This is a genomic window from Bacteroidales bacterium, from assembly GCA_023228145.1.
Classification (GTDB): domain Bacteria; phylum Bacteroidota; class Bacteroidia; order Bacteroidales; family CAIWKO01; genus CAIWKO01.
The window spans coordinates 41,135-60,944 of the sequence record JALOBU010000012.1 but is presented as its reverse complement, the minus strand read 5'-3'; the positions used below and the strand labels follow the sequence as shown (position 1 = coordinate 60,944).

The window sequence follows — 19,810 nt, the reverse complement described above, 5'->3', positions numbered from 1 at the left end:
GTGTTTTTTGCAAAGATACAAATTAATGTACCCTTCAGTGAACCGTAAATGTGTAATTATTTTTTTACAAAATTCACCGACTTATTATCGTAATTAAGCCAGTATTTTCCTTTTTCAAGGTCAGTAACATCAATCTCCTTTCCGGAGCCTTCTGTGATAAAATTGCCTTTTAAGTCAAAAATTTCAAAATGCGTTTCTGCTGAAAAATTTATTTTGTCACCAACTTTTGTTGATTCTAATGTTATCTCGGCGCTTTTAGAATAAGTTTTGACGGTTTTGGAATAAACAGGATTATCGTTTACATCATTAAAAACGATACGAAATTGATTGTATCCTGAATGCATGGGTACGTCAAGGCTATATATGTTTTTTTTAAGTGAATCAGCAGGGCTTACATCTCCAATTTTTATCCACTTATTCCAGCGGTATTGTTCTATTTCAAAATTTTCATCAGGCATTTCTCCATTTACACTCCAGAGAAGCTTACTGTTTTTGTCCACTTTAATATATGCAAAAGATACATTTTCTGAAGGTTGCAATGCTTTGGGGTTAATAATTTTTGGTGCACAACCTTCTTTATGAATAATAACTACTGTAACCGGCTCTCCGATTTTAACATTTAATAATGAAAAATCTATTTCAAAGGCATTTGAGTTTATTTCGTCTTTTGTCGGGTTGTTATTAACAAGCACTTTAGTTACGCAAAAACTATTTCCCGAAGAAGGATTCAGCACAAATAAATTGAAGCCGTAATAATTTCCTTTTATAACAAGCTCTCCGGCCAATGATATAACAGAGATAAGTAGTAATGAAAAAAATGTAAAAATTCTATGGAACATGTGTTTTTTTGTTGAGCAATATTAATTATTTTTTTAACTAAGAAAATACTATTGCTTACAATTTTTTTCAAATAATATCAACAGCAGGGGTTTCTGCTTTAAATACATCCATCAGTTTATTTTTCACCATTTCGGGTGTTATTTTTTCAATACAATCACAATCATGTAACAAACGGCATTTATTACATTTTTTATTAATAACCAGGTAAGAAGCATTTGTACCCAAGGGAGCCCAGCGTCCGGGGTGCATAGGTTTGATAGGAGGATAAATACCTATTGCATATTTGCCAAGTGCAGCAGCAAGGTGTAAGGGACCAGTACTGCAGGCAACCATTCCGTCTGTGTTGGAAATAAAACTAATAAATTCCAAAAGCGAAAATTTCCCGGATAAGTTGACAACATTTGTTTGCACGTCAGGTAAAAGTTCTTTTTTTATTAGGTCGTTATCGTGTACAGTACCGGTTATAAAAATTTTAAACCTTTCTGCAGGAAGCATCCGGATCAATTCCGCATAATTTCTGATATTCCATTCGCGAGCGCTGCCTTTGGTTTTAGGGTGTATTATAAGATTAAATTTAGTATTATCAATTAACTCTCTATATTCTTCGGATAAAGTATTCGGATGTTTTATCCCGTAATAATTTGAAATTTCAGAAAGAGAAAAAGTTCTGTTAATGCCAAAAAACTTAAGTAATTTCAGGTTAAGCTGTGACTCGTGAAGTTTTGATTTTCTGCGGGTAAAAAATACAAGCCGGTTACAGTAACGGATATGATAAATCCGTCCGGCAGTTCCAATTCGTTTTCTAATACCTGCCTGATAGGCAAGTTGAGCTATTTGATGTTGAGGATAAGTGTGAACAATGCAATCAGCATTCATCGCTTTAAAACTTCTAATCTTATCTTGTAGGGGTTGTTTTGAGATTTGTTCCCAATCTTGAAATTCATCAACATATTCGCTAAGTTCAACAACATCTTTTGTGTATTTTTTCCCTAAAAAAATAATAGATGCACCGGGTATGATTTTTTTAATGATACCTGCCATCGGCAGGGCAAGAACAACATCTCCGATATTGTCTGTACGGCTTATGATAATACGAGGGTTACGCCGGATTGATTTTTTCTTTTTTATATAATTGTCGGAGTTTTGCATATTTTAAAAACACTGCATGTGACGAAATACGAGCAATTACAAACCCCTCATATCCATCAAGGAACCCCAAATATATTAGGTACATTTTAATGAATTTGAGAACAGGCGAAATCAGAAGCTTAACAGTCGCTCCTTTAATTCTTTTTGAATAGTAAGCATGGGCTGCTATTTCTGAAAATTTATTGACCTGATTTACATGTTCGCTAATGGTATAGTAAGAGTAATGTAATATATTCCCTTTTAAGTGTCCGAATGTAGTTCCGGGTATAAGTTCATATTTGTCATGAGGGTTAATACCTCCCCATTTGCCTTTTCGGCTATCCCATAAGCGAAGTTTCTTGTCAGGATACCAGGAACTGTGACGTATCCATTTCCCGCAATAATTTGTCAGGCGGTTCATGGTATATCCGTCATGAAGCCAGTTGTTTTTTACATATAAAATTGACTTTTTTAGTTCTTCATCAACGGCTTCGTCGGCATCAAGCGATAAAATATGAGGATATTTTGCTTGTGTAACGGCCCAGTTTTTTTGCTCAATATGACCATCAAAAACATGGCTTACAAAACGAACATTTTTTAATTTGCAGATTTGTTCTGTCTGGTCTGTTGAGAAAGAATCTACCACAATAATATCGTCGGCAAGTTCGATGACTGAATCAATACAGCGTGCTACATTGCGCTCTTCATTAAAAGTAATAATGACGACAGAGAGTTTGATTTGCATGATGCAATCTTAATAAGCCAGAGAACCAAAAAAACAAGTTAAAACCAATGTATAGTAGTGGTTTTAATTGGGTTCACACACATGACAGGAATTTCGTAAAGATTGAAAATCATTTTTTCATCGTATGCACTTAAAATGAAATCAGCAGATTCGGGGTTTGTCATGATGATTGGTTTTTGATTTGTTTTGGACAAATTTATTATTTTTTTATAAATTCCTGTAATTTTTTAATATTTTGAATTTTCCCTTTATTTCTCGTCAGGTGTGCAGCTAGCGAATAATAGTTATGAGATTTTAGAAATTCAATTTGATAGCCGAACCATTCTGTTTCATTATATTTTTTATACCGAACACATCCCACTCGCGCCTGAGGCGGTTAGATATTTCCATATAATCCTCTCGACCGAGATAGTCGAGATCAGCATCACATAAAAGCTTTTCGAGCTTATTCTTGAGTTTGGTTGGGATTTTGGTTGCCATAATCAACCCGGCAATTGTGTTTATATATTCGGGCAAGTAACCGAATCCCGGCAAGACTTCTTTTACACCATTAACAGATTCCTCTTCGTGATTTAAATAAGAGACAATAATTCCTATATCGTGATAAATTGCCTAGAGGTAACCAAAGAATGACACATGAATAATTGACATTCTTTTAATACAAAAAATTATTATAAGGGTATAGTTTCGCATGCTTATTACTCACATTCTTGTAGATAAGTTTTTTTAATTCGTCGAAATGCGTTTTTTGGGTTGCTGAGATAAATACCGACGGGTTTGAAGTTTTCGCCATCCAGGTTTTTTGCAACTCCGCAAGCGAAAGATTTTTTTTATCAGGCACACTCAAATCGTCCTCACTTTTCTTAACGAAAGAATATTTGTCAATCTTATTAAAAACCGTTATCACAGGTTTGTCGTTTGCCTTGATTTCATCCAGTGTCTGAGTAACAACTTCCATTTGTTCTTCAAAATCCGGATGGGAAATGTCAACTACGTGAATAAGGATGTCAGCTTCATACACCTCGTCAAGCGTGGATTTAAAAGATTCTATCAAGGCATGAGGTAATTTTCTGATAAAACCAACAGTATCTGAAAGTAGAAAAGGAAGGTTCCCAATAACAACTTTCCTGACGGTAGTATCCAATGTGGCAAAAAGTTTATTTTCGGCAAAAACATTTGATTTGCTTAACAAATTCATGATGGTTGATTTCCCGGCATTAGTATATCCCACAAGCGCCACACGAATCATCCCTGAACGGCTTTGACGCTGTGTGGTTTTTTGTTTGTCAATTTTTTTCAGTTTTTCTTTCAGCAATGCAATACGGTCTTTAATCACACGGCGGTCGGTTTCAATTTCTTTTTCTCCGGGGCCTTTCAGGCCGATACCGCCGCGTTGTTTTTCAAGGTGTGTCCACATACCGGCAAGGCGGGGAAGCAGGTATTGATATTGGGCAAGTTCAACCTGTGTGCGGGCATAAGATGTTCGTGCACGGTAGGCAAAAATGTCAAGAATAAGGTTGTTACGGTCAATCACACGGCAATGCAGCGAAGCTTCTATATTGCGTATTTGTGAGGCACTGAGCTCATCGTCAAATACGGCAAGATTAATTTTGTTTTCCGATACAAACGTGCTTATTTCTGTAATCTTCCCGGAACCCACATACGTCTTAGAGTCTGGAATGTCAAGCTTTTGTAAAAAATACTTTACAGGAATTCCGCCTGCAGTTTTCAATAAAAAAGAAAGTTCTTCAAGATAAAGAGCGGCTTTTTCTTTGTTTTGTTTTGGTGTAACCAGGCCGACAAGGATGGCGCGTTCTTGGTTGTTGTCAGGTAAGCTCAAGAATGTTTGTTGTTATTGATATTAAGTTAAATGAGTTAATTGAGTTCATTAAGTTTATAATGTGGCTGCGTTAAAGTTTTATTTGGTAATTAATACTTTTTTTACCGTCACTATTAACTGATAACTGCTGACTGATAACTGCCTATTTTTTCCTGTTTCCGTTGGCAAAAAAGAACATGGCAATGGCGCCGAAAATAAAAAAGATTGCCACAAAACTACCTTTGTGAAAAGCATAATGCATCACAACTTTATAAGTACAGCCAAGTATAAGAAATAATGAAGAAATTACAGTCAGCCCGTGTTTGTTCATAAAGCCGCCGATAAACAACAATATGGCAAAAAGAGCAAATCCAACCGCTATCCAGAAATCAACACTGTTGAGATTCAGCGAGCGAATGGTAACAAAAAAAATCATGTACACAAGTACCAGCACTGCAATACGCAGCAGCCATGTTGACAATGCATAAAAGGCTTTTACAGGTTCCATAATAGGGATTTTTAAAACAAAAATAATGAATATTGAACATCGAATGTAAAAAAACGAAACACAGGTCGCAATTTAACTTCAAAATTCAATATTCATCATTCGATATTCAATATTTTAAAACTCTTTAAATCCGATAATTCCCCTGACCTCTTTAATGGTTTTACCGGCACTTTGGCGGGCTTTTTCGGCACCTATCCGTGCCACTTTTCGGATATAGTCATTATCAGCGGCAAGTTCCCGGATTTTTTCAGAAAGCGGAGCAATAAAACCCACCATGTCTTCGGCTAATTGTTTTTTCAGGTCGCCGTAACGAATGGTGCAATTATTATAAAGTTCTTCAAAATGAGAAATTGCTTCAGGTTTTGAAACTATCTTCATCAAGTTGAAAAGGTTTTCAATAGCCTGAGGTTTGGAAGAATTAGGTTCCGATGGCCCGGCGTCAGTTACAGCTTTCATCACCTTTTTGCGGATTTGGTCTGCTGTATCGGCAAGGAAAATGCACGAATTTTCGTTTTCGGACTTACTCATTTTTGTGCTCCCATCAAGGCCGGGTATTTTGAGCAGGTTTTGCCCGAAATTGTATGCTACGGGTTCGGGAAAATATTCCACATTATAAAGTCTGTTGAAACGCTTTGCAAAAGTTCTTGTCATTTCCAGGTGCTGTTCCTGGTCTTTTCCCACAGGAACTTTAGCTGCTTTATGGATAATGATGTCTGCCGCCATAAGTGTAGGATATGTAAGCAATCCGGCATTAATATTTTCGGGTTGTGTGCGCGCTTTTTCTTTAAAGGAAGTGCAGCGTTCAAGTTCACCGAGATAAGCGTTCATATTAAGAATGAGGTACAATTCTGCCGTTTCGGGAACATCACTTTGTATGTAGATGGTGGCTTTTTCCGGGTCGAGACCGCAGGCAAGATATTCTACCAAAACATTGCGGACATTGCCATGAAGGTCTGTGGGCGTTGGGTGAGTGGTCAGTGAATGATAGTCGGCAATAAAAAAGAAACAGTTGTTTTCATTTTGCATTTTGACAAAATTCTGTAAAGCCCCGAGATAATTTCCAAGGTGCAGATTACCGGTAGGCCTGATACCGCTGACTACTGTTTCCATGATAATAATAAATAAAAAAGCAGTGCAAAGGTACAAAGCTTTATGTAATATTCAAGAAAACTTATGGATTGGGGGCGCTGGCGCAGATTCAACTATCAAACTATTTTATACCAAGAAAACTTTCAAAATTATCGGGATGAATAATTTCTTTTATTGCATCGGGGTAAGCATCGAAAAAAGTTTTTTTAGTAATGTTGTCATGCCGATTTGCATTGCACCAACTATACTCAATGTCTTTCCTGTATTAAATTTGTTTTAATAAGATTGAATGCAATGCGATTAATCATAAATATTGGGATTAGATTCCCCAAATTAATACTAATTTGTGGAATACGATGTTGTTTTTTTATTTTAAAACTTTAATATTCAACTCAGACATTTGCTCGTTGGAAATTTCCGACGGGGAATCAATCATCACATCCCTTCCAGAGTTATTTTTTGGAAAAGCAATAAAATCTCTTATAGAGTCAGAGCCGCTAAATACTGCGCAAAGGCGGTCAAATCCAAAAGCGATTCCTCCATGAGGCGGAGCTCCGTATTCAAAAGCGTTCATCAGAAAGCCGAATTGGCTTTGAGCTTTTTCTTCTGTAAAGCCAAGCACTTTAAACATTTTTTGCTGAAGTTCTTTATTGTGTATTCGTATGGAGCCACCGCCAACTTCCACACCATTTATAACAAGGTCATAAGCATTTGCTTTAACCACACCCGGGTTTGTGTCAAGCAAAGAAACATCTTCAAGCCGGGGGCATGTAAAAGGATGATGCTTTGCATAGAAACGTTGTGTTTCTTCATCCCATTCAAGCAAGGGAAAGTCAACAACCCATAAGGGTTGATAAACATCCGATTTTCTCAGTCCGAGCCTTGTTCCTATTTCAAGACGCAATTCTCCCAAGGCTTTCAGAGTTTTTTCCTTTGCACCGGCAAGAATTAATATTAAATCGTTTTTTTCAGCTTTACAAATTTTCATCCACTGTTTAAAATCATCCTCAGAAAAAAACTTACTGACAGACGAACCAAAAGTGCCGTCTGTATTACATTTCACATATACCATTCCGTTGGCGCCCACCTGCGGTTTTTTAACAAACTCTGTGAGTTCATCCAGTTGCTTGCGGGAATAATCAGCACAGCCTTTCACACAAATACCAACAACAGTTTGGGCTTCATTAAACACTTTAAATTCACGGGCTTTGGTGTGGTCCGTCAAATCAACAAACTCCATCCCGAATCGTATATCCGGTTTGTCGGTTCCATAAAAATTCATGGCATCATCATACGACATGATTGGAATTTCTGAGATGTTAATATCCTTAATCTTCATGAAAAGATGTTTGATTAATCCCTCAAATGTATTTATAACATCATCGCGGGTAACAAACGCCATTTCGCAATCAATCTGGGTAAATTCCGGCTGGCGGTCGGCACGAAGGTCTTCGTCACGGAAGCAACGAACAATCTGAAAATAGCGGTCGTAACCAGCAACCATTAATAATTGTTTGAATGTTTGTGGTGACTGGGGCAGGGCATAAAACTGCCCGGGATTCATGCGTGAAGGGACAACAAAGTCACGGGCTCCTTCTGGTGTTGATTTGATAAGATAAGGAGTCTCAATTTCAAGAAAGTTGAGTGAATTAAGATAGTTTCTTGTTTCAATGGACATGCGATGCCGTAATTCCAGATTTTCTTTATTGATTTTTCTTCTTAAATCAAGATACCTGTATTTCATTCTGAGTTCATCGCCTCCATCGGTATTATCTTCAATGGTGAAAGGCGGAATCTTTGATGTGTTTAATATTTCAAAGCTATCAACCAAAATTTCAATTTCCCCGCTTGGTATTTTTTGATTTTTGTTGCTTCGTTCCGCAACTTTGCCACAGACCGATATTACAAACTCTCGCCCCAGCTGGCGGGCTTGTTCACACAAAGCGGCATTCACTTCCATATTAAAAACCAGCTGGGTGATGCCATAACGGTCGCGCAAATCAACAAATGTCATTCCTCCAAAATCTCTGGAATACTGAATCCAGCCGCAAAGAGTAACATTTTTATGGATATCTGTAATCCTTAATTCGCCACAAGTATGAGTTCGTAACATAAAAATTTATTTATATGATGCGAAATTAATGATATTTGCCGAAAGCAATTATTATGAATTTATTATTTTTGTTCAAATAGCTATATGGAAATACCTAAAAAATCAGACACATACTTTATGCAGGAAGCATTAAAAGAAGCTCAGAAAGCTTTTGATGCGAATGAAGTTCCTGTCGGGGCAGTGATTGTATGTAATAATAAAATTATTGCCCGCTCACACAACCTGACAGAAAGGCTAAAAGACATCACTGCTCATGCGGAAATGCAGGCCATTACCTCGGCTGCAAATTATCTTGGGGGCAAATATCTTTCTGATTGTACAATTTATATTACATTGGAACCCTGTGTCATGTGCGTCGGGGCATTGTTCTGGTCGCAGATTTCAAGAATTGTTTATGCTGCTGATGACCCAAAACAGGGATATACATTGTTTAAAAAAAATATTCTGCATCCCAAAACACTTGTTACAAAAGGTATTCTTTATGATGAATCTGCCGATTTAATTAAAAAATTTTTTAAAACAAAAAGAAACCTGTAAGCCTGGTGTTATTAGATGTTTTTTAATGATTTAAGATTTTTTTTACCGTATTTACAACATCAGTAACATCTTCCCGGGTCAATTTGGGTGATAACGGAAGGCTGACAGTTTCCCTGCCATATATGGATGCATTTGGAAAATCGCTTTCTTTCAAATGATATGTTTTCTTATAATAAGGGTGAGCCGGAATAGAAAGATAATGTACCCCGCAACCAATATTCATTTTGTGCATCCTTTGTAAAAATTCATCCCTGCTCAACCCGCATTTTGATTTATCAATCCTTATGGTATAAAGGTGATAGGAATGTTTGCATTTTTTGACTTCGGCAAAAGGTAATGTTATTGGTAAATCTTTAAGCTCCTTATTATAAAAATTCCATATCTCTTTTCTTCGTTCCCAATACTTATCAATACGTTTTAGCTGATGAATGCCAAAAGATGCCTGCAAATCGGTCATATTATATTTAAATCCTGCTTCCTCCACAAAATAATGTTTAAATCCTTCATCAGAGAAACGTTTCCAGGCATCATGACTTAAGCCGTGCAGGGCTAAAGTTTTTACTTTTGAAATTATTTTTTGATTATTGCTGATTACCATCCCTCCTTCTCCTGTTGTAATATTTTTTGTTGCATAAAAACTAAAACATCCGATATCACCAATAGTACCAACAGGTTTTGAGTTATATTCCGATTCAATGGCATGGGCGCAATCTTCAATGACAAATATGTTGTTTTTTCTTGCAATCTGCATTATCTTATCCATATCACATGGGCGACCCGCAAAATGAACGACAATAATTGCCTTTGTTTTTTTTGTAATTTTTTTTTCAATCTGGCCGGGGGCAATGTTTAGAGTGTTACTATCAATGTCTGCTAAAACAGGCGTGGCTCCTGCATGAATTATTGCGTTTACAGTGCCGCAAAATGTCATGGCGGATGTGATAATTTCATCTCCTCTTTTTATTCCCAATGCCAAACATGCCAAATGAAGTGCGGCAGTACAGGAATTAACAGCAGCAATATGTTTGGCTTTTTTATAAGCTGCAAAATCTTTCTCAAATATGGCAACCTTTTTCCCTGTACCCAACCAGGAGTTTTTAACAGAATCTAAAAGCTCGTCTATTTCATCTTGTTCTATCAGCGGCTCACCAAAAACCAAAAAATCAGTTCTCATAATTTTAAAACTGTATTACGTTTTATACAATCTTTCATTATCCTGAATATCCATCCACATGGCAAATAACAAAGATTGCAGCCCGCTGATAAAAAGAAAAATAAATGCAAGAACGGTTACGGGATTAGCATCTTTTCCTGCCAACACAAGAAAAAGAATTTTAATTCCATAAGGCAGGGACACCAGCCCCAAAACAAAAGAAATGTGATATAATAAAAATAAGGGATGGAAATCTCTGAACAGATACTTTTGCCATAAGCGTTTAAAGAATGACCTGAACAATAACCAGGAAACAGGTAAAATAATTTTTCCGATATGCATTTTTGACCGTTCCCCAATATAATAAACAGGTTTGATTTCAACTTCTTTCAATGTGCAAAAAGCAATGTTTAGCTTAACAAGCATGTCGTTTGGCATGCCATAACGTTTGAATATTTTATAAAGGGGAATGGCATTCAGGGCTTTGTTGGAAATGGCTGTAAAACCGGTTTGTGTATCAGATACGTGCCAGTAACCCGAAGCAATTTTTGTTAATACAGATAATATTGAGTTCCCAAAATATCTGATTCTGGGAATGACAACCCATGAGCTGGCATGAATGAGGCGATTCCCTTTCACATAGTCAATATTATCGTGTATCACCGGAAGGCAAATTGATTCAAGCTCATCAGGGTCCATTTGTCCGTCACCGGCCATTACTGCCGTACAATAAATATTATGGTCTTTGCACCATTTATAACCGCTGGCTATGGCAGCGCCTACACCATGATTTTTATCATGTTCAATCAGAATAACTCTCTCTGATTCGTCGTTTTTATTTAAAGTTTTTGAAGAAACAAATTTGCCAGCCTCTTCCCTGTTAATGTCTTGCAAAATTTTTCCGGCACGGTTATAATCATCTGATATTTCTTCGTTTAAAATATTTTTCAAAAACAAGCTGCTTGAATTATTTCCCTGAAAAACCATTTTTCTTATTATCTCTGAAGTTGCATCTGTTGAACCATCATTCACAACCACAATCCTGTCAACAAAGTCAGGCATTGACCTTATCACTTTGTCAATTTGCAGGGCTTCATTAAAAGCAGGGACAACAACAGCAACTGATTTATTCTCAAACATTATTTTATATTCCTATTATACAAAAAAACAAAAACACTTTCTATTCTTTGTTTCTGGCAGCATAAAGTTTCTATAATTTTACAAATTTCTTACGTAAGGATTTTTCACGGTACGTTATTCTTAACGTATATAAGCCCCTTTGCAGGGCACTTATATCATAATTCAACACATTATACCCATCACTGCCTTCTCCGTAAAATAACTCTTTGATTTCCCTGCCCATGATATCAAACAGTTGTATTTGCACATTATCTTCAAAAGGCAGAATGTAAATAATGCTAAGATTTTCTTTTGTGGGATTTGGATATGGTTCTGCAACAATAAAGTCATCATTTAATGCTAAACATTTTTTATTATTTTCTGTATTGTCATCTTCAATATCCGGAAGCACAGCCTGAGCGCAAACATAATTTATATCATCAGAGGGAGAAACATCAATCTGAAATGAAAAATTATATTGTAAGGTTTCGCCTTCATGTAAGGTCCCCTCCCAGTTTTCATGAATGATATTTTCATTTTGTAATACAACTGACATGTCAATCTTTTCAATTTTTCTGGTTCCGGCATTCATAAGTCCGGCAGTTACCGAGAGAAGCCCCCCATTAAGTTCATACTCAACACTGGTTATTGCAATATCAGAAACTGTGGGTATTACATAAACCATATCAGAAGCCGAATCATAACATCCTGCATTATTATAAGCCATTAGTAAGATTTGATAAATCCCCTCGCTTAAATAAGTATGAACGGGATGGGTATTGGTATCTGATATATCATCTCCAAAAAACCACATATAACTGGATGCCCCGGAACTTAAATTGATAAAATTCACGGGCAATGGAGGTATGCCATATTCGGGAGAGAAGGAAAAAGCAGCATCAGGAACCGGATAAACCCTAACTGGAAGTGTAATACTGTCGGTACAGTTAAAATCAGTCGTAACAGCTAATGTTACATTATATAATCCCGTATCCTGAAAAATAAATGAGGGGTTTTGCTGTTGTGAATAACCCAAGCCTCCAAAATTCCATAACCATTCTTGAATATTTCCGGGATTGACCGTGCTCGAATCTGTAAAATAAACCGGTGTTAACACACAAGTGTTTGAATACATATAATCAACCAGAGGACGTGCTCCCACAGTAACGGGCTTATTGATAGATGCTTTGCATCCGTTGATACTTTTAACGCTTAAGGTAACATGATAGATGCCGGGAGTACTGTAATTATGAATAGGATTTGAAATATCCGATACGTTCCCGTCATTAAAGTCCCAGTTGTAATTTGTAATACTTTCCCAGGGTGGAATAGTAACCTGGCTGTAAAAATATACCGGCAATCCCTCACAGGGTTCATTGCTGTAAAAATCAACAACAGGAGAATTCTTAATTTCTATGGTATGTGTTGCCGAATCCATACATCCCGCTTCAGAAGCTGTAATTAGTTTTATTGTATAAGCGCCCGATGAATCATAAATATATTCGGGATTTTGTAATACGGAAGTGTCATTTTCCGGGTTGTTAGTATCGCCAAAGTCCCAACTCCATTCGGTCAAAGCTCCATAAGGGCATAAGGTCATATCCGAAAAAGCTATGGCGGTTCCGCTACACCCCTCGTAAGGCAGGAAATTTGCCCGGGGCATGGAAAACACTGTAACATTTTTGCTGAAAGTTTTTACGCAGCCCGAATCCGTTGTAACGGTCAGTGATGTTTGAAAATTTCCGTCCTGCAAAAATAAATGTGCCGGATTTAGCAAATCCGAGGTGGTACTGTCGCCAAAATCCCATTGCCGTTGAATTATTGAAAAAGGAGGCGATACAGACGAAAGGTCTGTAAAATGGGTTTCGTCTCCAAAACATATGGAATCATTGGTAAAAGAAACCAGCGGAAGCACACCGTTAACATTCAGGGCAATGGTGTCGCGGGCGGTACAGCCGTTGCTACTGCTCACGGTCAATGAATAGCTTGGTGATGTGCCGAAAGCATCATTTATCTGTATCATGTTTTCTCCCGTGCCGTTTGACCACTGATAAGACACCGCTTCCTGAGCGCCGCTGAGCAAGCCTATATATTCCCCCCGGCAAATCTTTCTGTCGGGCCCAAGAGTAGCAGTTTCGGCAAAGGGATCGGCTGCAACGGTAAAGTATTTTGTCCTGTGACAGCCCAGAGTGTCGAAAACAGTAATGGAATACTCTCCCGTTTGTTTAATAACACATGAATTCGTTGTAACACTGTCGGGCAGCCATAAATATGAATAATCATTGCCCATATTCACAGAATAAAGTATTGAGTCCCCTAGACAAAAAGCGGTATCATGAGTAATAAAATAAGGTATGTTAACCTGAATGGTATCACTGGATACAAAACCAAATATGTCTGTAACAGTAACCGAATAGGTTCCGCTTTGAATAATATTAAGGGTTTGTGTAGTATCTCCGGTATTCCATAAAAAATTTGTGAAACGCTCTCCGGCATCTAAAGTTATATTACAAAGGTTGTATGGAATTTCAATATCTCTTCCAAGATATACAGGGGGGGCATATTTATCTCTTAGGTATTGTTCCACTTTCTGACGATTTGTATCTGCAAGTAAGGTATCATAAAAAATTATTTCGGCTATATCGCCATTAAGAAAAAGATCGTTACTCCATCGGGAGCCAAGCCTTATACCGTGAACCGAGCTTGAACCCGGATTGCCTGAAGCTTTCAGTATGCTGTTTTCATAGAGTTTTGAATTGGTAGTGTTGAAACTGCAGGTGTTTAATATATAAGAAAAAGGAACTGACTTATAATATCCAAAAAGATTACCGGCGTGCATATTTATTTTGTCCGTAAAATATTGAATTGCGTGCCGGTCGACCGTATGTGATGCGGCAATGCCGTCGAAAACACAGGGGGCTCCGCTGTTAATATTATAAATAATAAAAATTGTATTTGGCTGTGTGAGGGTATCGCCAAAATCAGCAATTAGATAATCATTGGTTCCATCAAAACAAACCACGGGTTTGTTATTTAAGACGGTTACTGAAGAATGATAAGCAGGCTGATTGACTGATGCCGGCTGTACCGCATTATTACCATTTCCACTGCAGTCGGGCCAGATACTAACCGTTGTGTCATTCAATATAACATTATCGGCTTTTAACCAAAGTTTCAAATCCGGTATTGATGGTGGTGCGAAATAGGATACGCTTCTTTTTGCAGAATAAGTTAGTGCATTACAGACGTTGTAAGCCAGAACCCTCCAATACCTGGGGATAAATCCAATGTTTGCGGTAAAGTTTGTACTCAAAATACTGTCGTATGTGATCGGATTGATGGTAAAATCTATGTCATCTGCCAATTGCAAAGAATAAACAATCGCACCATAACTTGTCTCCCATAAAAAATTGATCAGGGTGTCATCCACAACAGCATTGTTTGCAGGATATAAGAGTGAAAAATCAGCAGGAGGCGGTGAAAGCGGGGATTTTACGAATATTGGGGACGATGCCGTATCCGGGCATCCTTTATCGGTATAAACAATAAGTGTGATTGTATATGCGCCTGAATCAGCAAAGGCATGTCCCGGGTGCTGAATATTGCTGTATTGTGTGTCACCAAAATCCCAATACCAAGCGTTAATAGAATCTCCTGCGGGGAAGGAGCTCAAATCGGTAAATGGGTTGTTGGTATTGGTACAGCTAAGGAGAACAGATGAAAACGCAGCATGCGGCAATCCATAAACGATGACAGGAAAAGTAAGTGTCCCGGCACAGCTAACATCTGTTGTTACGGTAAGACTGCTGTTATACGGTCCTGCGGAGAGGTACAAGTGTTGTGGATTCTGGTCCGATGAAGATGCTCCGTCACCGAAAGACCATTGCCAGTTAACAATATTATCGGGTAGTGTGGCTGTGCTAAGGTCGGTAAAGTGTGTGGTATCGTTCAGGCAGACACTGTCAGCAGCAAACAATGCCATTGGCGCCACCCCGATGATATTCACATGGATGGTGTCCCGCGCTATGCACCCGTAGTTGTCGGTGGCCTGCACCCAGTAATCCCCTGTTGTAGAAACAACCAGGTTGCTGCCTGTGTAACCACCGGTCCATAAATAGGAGCTGACATTATATCCCGGAGCGGATAATGCCAGTGTGTTTCCGGCACAAAATGCAGTGTCGTTGCCCAGCGTTGCCGCAGCAGGGAAATTGTTCACGGCAATCGTGATAGTGTCGGAATATACAAAACAACCGAGAGAGTCGGTAATCTTAGCATAGTAGTTTCCCGGCTGAGTGATCGGCAGAACAGTATCCGTTGACAGGTCGGACCACAGCAAGGTGTAATGTGAAAGGCCTGATATCAGGGGTTTAACAATCAGGGTGTCACCGAAACAGATGGTGGTATCCTGATAATTGAGTTTTCGGTAAGGATATTCAACATTAATAGTATCCCTTGTCTCACGCCCGAATATATCGTAAGCCCTTACCCAGTAGGTTCCAGCTTTGTTTACACTGATAGCGGCCGTGGTGTCGCCGGTCGACCACAGATAATTGCTGAAACCGCTTCCCGCAGACAAGCTTGTGTCGCAAAAACCGTAAGGAACCAAAATGTCTGCTCCCAGGTTGACATTGCCACCGTACTTATTCATTAAATAATTTTCTACCTGAATACGCTGAGGATCGCTTAATAAGGTATCATAAAAAATTATTTCGGCAATATCTCCATTAAGAAAAAGATCATTACTCCATCGGGAGCCAAGCCTTATACCGTGAACTGAGCTTGAACCCGGATTTCCCGATGCTTTAAGAATTCCGTTCTCATAGAATTTGGAATTAGACGCGTTGAATGAACATGAATTCATGATATAGGAAAAAGGAATGGTCTTATTATATCCAAAAAGACTACCTGCATGCATATTGATTTTGCCCGAAAAATATTGAATAGCGTGCCGGTCGGCCGTATGTGATGCGGCAACGCCGTCGAAAACACAGGGCGCCCCGCTGTTGATCTTATAAATAATAAAAATAGTATTGGGTTGAAGCAACGTATCTCCGAAATTGATAACCATAAAATTATTGATTCCGTTAAATCTTATTACTGGTTTATTATTAAGGACAAAATCAACTTTCGAGGGCATATTTGCAGCAGTACTCTGAATAGCATGGAAATTATTGCCGCTGATGTCAGACCATTGTGATACCTTTCCACCTGTTAAAACAACACCTGTATCGGATGCAAGCCAGAAAATAAGATTTTGATTGGGAATTTGACCAAAGACCTGTATTCTGCATAAAAAAAAGGAAATTAGAAACAGAATTTTTAATAAAAAAAATTTCATGTTTTTATATAATAAACGGTTTTTAAAATTAAAGCCGGAATCTTTGTTTATTATAACAAAGGTAATGTTTTTTTAATAAATAATAAACTGTATTGTAAATCCTGGATTAAAACATTTAATGGCTTATCTTTGTCCTGAAAATATAACATTTAAAAAAATGTTACGGGGGTTGGTTACGAAATTTCAAAATAAAAACTTCTTGCTGATAACCGGCCTGTCGCTGATCATCCTGATTTTCTTATACACAAGGCTTCCCTTTTATATAAATTATTTCGCCCCCCGGCTGACAAGCGATTCATACGTTTATTATTATATTGCATACCTGATCAAAAATAATCGCATTGGAGAAATTTCAAAGATGGCAATAGAAGTGCCGTTGGGCTATCCGCTTTTACTTACCGCCTTTTTTAATGTTTCTCGGGTATTGGTAATTGTTTTCCAGAGTTTGATGTTTTTAGGCGCTTCCATTTATATTTATAGTACAGCAGCAAAATATTTCAATGAAAAGTCTCTGTTTTTATTAGTTATACTTCTGTTATATTTCTTCGATAATTCAATACTCTCGTTTGAATTTTCTTTTCACACAGAGTCTTTATTTGTCAGTTTTACCTTTTTGTTACTGGCATTTTTGATTAATTTGGTTTATTCAAACAAAAAAAAGTACTTGTTTTTAGTTTTTATTTCTATCATATTTCTTGCGCTGATAAGGTCTAACGGCTATGTTTATTTTATAATACCATTTATGTTTTTAATCTTTAAACAATACAGAAATAAAAAATTTATTGCAAAAACAGCTTTGGGATTTCTTGCAGTTTTGTTGGTATTATCTTCACTGAATTTATATTTTAAAAATTATTTTTTCCCTATAGAAAAACAAAGAATTTTGTCTACTATTACAAATAAGAATACGTTGTTAAATGATGAAAATAAAAAGTCGTTTGGAGAAACCTATATAAAGCCACATTCGACAAAAAATGAGTTGGTAAGATATTATTTAAGCTGTTATTATGAAGAAAATGCAAGTTTCTACTATTCTGCTTTAATCACCATGCTCAATATTTTTGAAGATAATAAAAAAAGTACTAGTCATTGGTTACCATATCAAATAACACCTGAAATAAGAACAGCAATACTGAAGGATATAAAAGATAGATATGTTGAGAATATAAAGAAACCGGATGTTTCCAAAAAAAATTACCTATACATTATTCATTTAGGTAATAAAATGTATTTTTATTTACTGAGGAATGTGGGGGTCTATATCATTGTATTATTGTCCTTTTTAACTAGTGTCTTTCTTTTATTCAAAAACGCAAGTTTAGATAAAGACAAGTTTCTGATTATTACGGCTGTTTCTTTTTATTTTATTAATATCTTGTTAGCGGTTTTTTCGAACGTTTCAACTAACAGCAGGTATATTGTAACTTTCGATATTTTTATATTGTACTCGTTCTTTATGACAATAATCAACACATATACATACTTGGGGGTTAAATTCAAAACAAAAAAATACAAATAATAAAGTTTTATTTGTTTATTCCGAATATTTTAATCTTTAAATATTTATGGTAATGCAGAGGAAGTTGTCTTGCTGAATAATTCAATCATTTTATGAGCAACTTTATCCCAATTCATATTTTCCTGAACAAATCTTCTTCCCCCTTGTCCTATTTTGTTTCTTAAATCCTGATTTAAAAGTATGTTACAGATTTTATTCTTTGCTGCTAAAACATCATTATTCCCGTCAATGAAAATATAATTTTCTAAATCATGCAATAATCGTGTTCCTAAAAGAGTCTCGGGAGCATTAGAAACAGAAGGAATGCCGAGCAACATAGCTTCTATAGTGGCTGTGCCTAACCCGACATAACTGCCTGAAAGCATCATCCAGTGTATAGCTGATTTCTTCATTTCATCAATAACTATTTCATGAGGCATTTCTCCAAGAAATTCAACCTTATCTCTGATGTTCAACTCTTCTGCAAGTTTTATGGGAGACTGAATATATATGTGTCCGATGATTTTTAACTTTAAAGAAGGAAAATCGTTCAGTAATTCTTTAAAAACCTTTAACTGAAATAAATAATCACGCTGGCTGATGATAGCACCAACACCAATAATTTGCCCCGTTAAGGAATAATTATGCAAATAATTGTTGAATTGCGAAATATCCCCGTTAACACCAAATGGTATAATAACAGATTTATCAGAAATACTTTTTCTTTGCACTTCTTTAATATAGCGTTCAATTTCAGTATCCCAAGAGATAATATTTTTGCAAAAAGGAAATATTAATCTTCCACATATTACCCTGTCCAAAATTCTTAATATTTTGTTTTTTATAGGATTTAGTGATTGCATTTGGGTGCCAACGGAAATATATAATGATATTTTCAGTTTTCTGGTTACATAAATTGCAGGGAAAGCAATGTCTAGATAGTGATTGACCAATAGTACAGCTTCAATATCATTATCAATAGAAATTTGAAGTAACTTTTTATAATTAAAAATATATACAGAGCTAAACCTTAAATGTTTGAAATAATTTTTTAAGTTGATATGCCATGCCTTCAGCCTGATTACCGGAAAAGAACAGTTATCCTCAAAAACATCAGTGTTTTTTACAGTGGCAACAACAATATGATGTCCATGATTGTATAAAGTTTGAGCAATATTTTGTGAATAAAACGACGTTCCTGTTCGTATTGGAGGAAACATTGCGGAAACTAAAAGGATTTTCATATTATTTTCTTATATATAGGGTTTTTGCAGGTACACCTGCAACCACATGATATGGCATTACATCAGAGGTTACAACGGCTCCTGCTCCGACAATTGCTCCCTGCCCCACTTTTACCCCAGGTAAAATAATACAACCGGTTCCAAGGTCAGCATCGTCATCAATTATAACTTCTTTAAAGATTAGTTTACTATGCAGTACGGGTTTTTTCTTCCCTTCTTCTGAGTGATAAGAAGTTATGATTTTCACAGAAGGACCAATGCCGACATTTTTTCCAATGGTAATATTTCCCGCACTATGAAAAAAACATTGTTGTCCGATCCATGTTCCATTTCCAATAGTCATAAGTCCTTTATAATATGATTTTAATATTGCCTGATGCCCGATATAAATGTTATCACCCAAGATAATATTTTCGGGGTGAAAAATCATAACACCTTTTTCGAAAACAACATTTTTCCCAATTTCCCTGAATTGGTCTAGGTTAAAAGTTCCATCACCATGTGTTCTGTGCATATTATTTATTGTAAGGTTAACAAAATTATCAGTAATATTCCCAATATTAATTTCCCTAATAATGGCAAAACCAATCCTTCTTTAGAAACATATATTGAATTGGGAAAAGTTTTACATAATATTAATTCTAAGTTATATTGCATAGTAGCCTCCTGTTTTACTGTT

General features: G+C 36.7%; 15 protein-coding genes. 2 read left to right on the top strand and 13 right to left on the bottom strand.

Features of this window, described 5'->3' with window-relative positions:
* Window positions 1-56: 56 nt before the first annotated feature.
* The 8 genes from M0R16_07640 to aspS all read right to left on the bottom strand — a co-directional run bounded on the left by M0R16_07640 (window position 57) and on the right by aspS (window position 8,242).
* The gene (locus M0R16_07640) at window positions 57-839 is read right to left on the bottom strand and encodes a hypothetical protein (GenBank protein ID MCK9612760.1); all 783 of its coding nucleotides are present in this window, start codon (window positions 837-839) and stop codon (window positions 57-59) included.
* A 67-nt stretch (window positions 840-906) separates the two neighbouring features.
* Window positions 907-1,989 (bottom strand): glycosyltransferase family 9 protein, encoded by a 1,083-nt coding sequence (locus M0R16_07635; protein MCK9612759.1) that lies wholly within the window; start codon window positions 1,987-1,989, stop codon window positions 907-909.
* Complete coding sequence (locus M0R16_07630) at window positions 1,940-2,713, bottom strand: glycosyltransferase family 2 protein (protein MCK9612758.1); 774 nt, start codon at window positions 2,711-2,713, stop codon at window positions 1,940-1,942. The genes M0R16_07635 and M0R16_07630 overlap by 50 nt, the downstream gene beginning before the upstream one ends.
* Before the next feature lie 294 nt (window positions 2,714-3,007).
* Window positions 3,008-3,193, bottom strand: a complete 186-nt coding sequence (locus M0R16_07625) for a hypothetical protein (GenBank protein ID MCK9612757.1) — start codon at window positions 3,191-3,193, stop codon at window positions 3,008-3,010.
* A 175-nt stretch (window positions 3,194-3,368) separates the two neighbouring features.
* On the bottom strand, window positions 3,369-4,553 hold the full coding sequence (gene hflX, locus M0R16_07620; GenBank protein MCK9612756.1) for a GTPase HflX: 1,185 nt from the start codon (window positions 4,551-4,553) through the stop codon (window positions 3,369-3,371).
* Between the two features lie 142 nt (window positions 4,554-4,695).
* Window positions 4,696-5,040 (bottom strand): hypothetical protein, encoded by a 345-nt coding sequence (locus M0R16_07615; GenBank protein ID MCK9612755.1) that lies wholly within the window; start codon window positions 5,038-5,040, stop codon window positions 4,696-4,698.
* 114 nt (window positions 5,041-5,154) lie between these two features.
* On the bottom strand, window positions 5,155-6,150 hold the full coding sequence (trpS, locus tag M0R16_07610; GenBank protein ID MCK9612754.1) for a tryptophan--tRNA ligase: 996 nt from the start codon (window positions 6,148-6,150) through the stop codon (window positions 5,155-5,157).
* Window positions 6,151-6,496: 346 nt separating this feature from the next.
* Entirely contained in the window at window positions 6,497-8,242 is a 1,746-nt protein-coding gene (gene aspS, locus M0R16_07605; GenBank protein MCK9612753.1) for an aspartate--tRNA ligase, read from the bottom strand.
* 84 nt (window positions 8,243-8,326) lie between these two features.
* Between aspS and M0R16_07600 the strand changes: the two genes are divergently transcribed.
* On the top strand, window positions 8,327-8,779 hold the full coding sequence (locus tag M0R16_07600; protein ID MCK9612752.1) for a nucleoside deaminase: 453 nt from the start codon (window positions 8,327-8,329) through the stop codon (window positions 8,777-8,779).
* Window positions 8,780-8,801: 22 nt separating this feature from the next.
* On the opposite strand, the gene M0R16_07595 is transcribed toward M0R16_07600, so the two are convergent.
* The 3 genes from M0R16_07595 to M0R16_07585 all read right to left on the bottom strand — a co-directional run bounded on the left by M0R16_07595 (window position 8,802) and on the right by M0R16_07585 (window position 16,389).
* On the bottom strand, window positions 8,802-9,953 hold the full coding sequence (locus tag M0R16_07595) for a DegT/DnrJ/EryC1/StrS family aminotransferase (protein ID MCK9612751.1): 1,152 nt from the start codon (window positions 9,951-9,953) through the stop codon (window positions 8,802-8,804).
* 15 nt (window positions 9,954-9,968) lie between these two features.
* Entirely contained in the window at window positions 9,969-11,072 is a 1,104-nt protein-coding gene (locus tag M0R16_07590; GenBank protein ID MCK9612750.1) for a glycosyltransferase family 2 protein, read from the bottom strand.
* Window positions 11,073-11,142: 70 nt separating this feature from the next.
* Complete coding sequence (locus tag M0R16_07585; GenBank protein ID MCK9612749.1) at window positions 11,143-16,389, bottom strand: PKD domain-containing protein; 5,247 nt, start codon at window positions 16,387-16,389, stop codon at window positions 11,143-11,145.
* A gap of 358 nt (window positions 16,390-16,747) precedes the next feature.
* Here M0R16_07585 and M0R16_07580 point away from each other — a divergent pair, with 358 nt between their 5' ends.
* Window positions 16,748-17,908 (top strand): DUF2079 domain-containing protein, encoded by a 1,161-nt coding sequence (locus tag M0R16_07580; protein ID MCK9612748.1) that lies wholly within the window; start codon window positions 16,748-16,750, stop codon window positions 17,906-17,908.
* Window positions 17,909-17,952: 44 nt separating this feature from the next.
* Here the strand turns inward: M0R16_07580 and M0R16_07575 are convergent, their stop codons facing one another.
* A complete protein-coding gene (locus tag M0R16_07575; GenBank protein ID MCK9612747.1) occupies window positions 17,953-19,131 on the bottom strand; it encodes a glycosyltransferase family 4 protein in 1,179 nt (392 codons plus the stop codon).
* Window position 19,132: 1 nt separating this feature from the next.
* Window positions 19,133-19,645, bottom strand: coding sequence for an acyltransferase (locus tag M0R16_07570; protein MCK9612746.1), 513 nt, complete (start codon window positions 19,643-19,645; stop codon window positions 19,133-19,135).
* Window positions 19,646-19,810 lie beyond the last annotated feature (165 nt).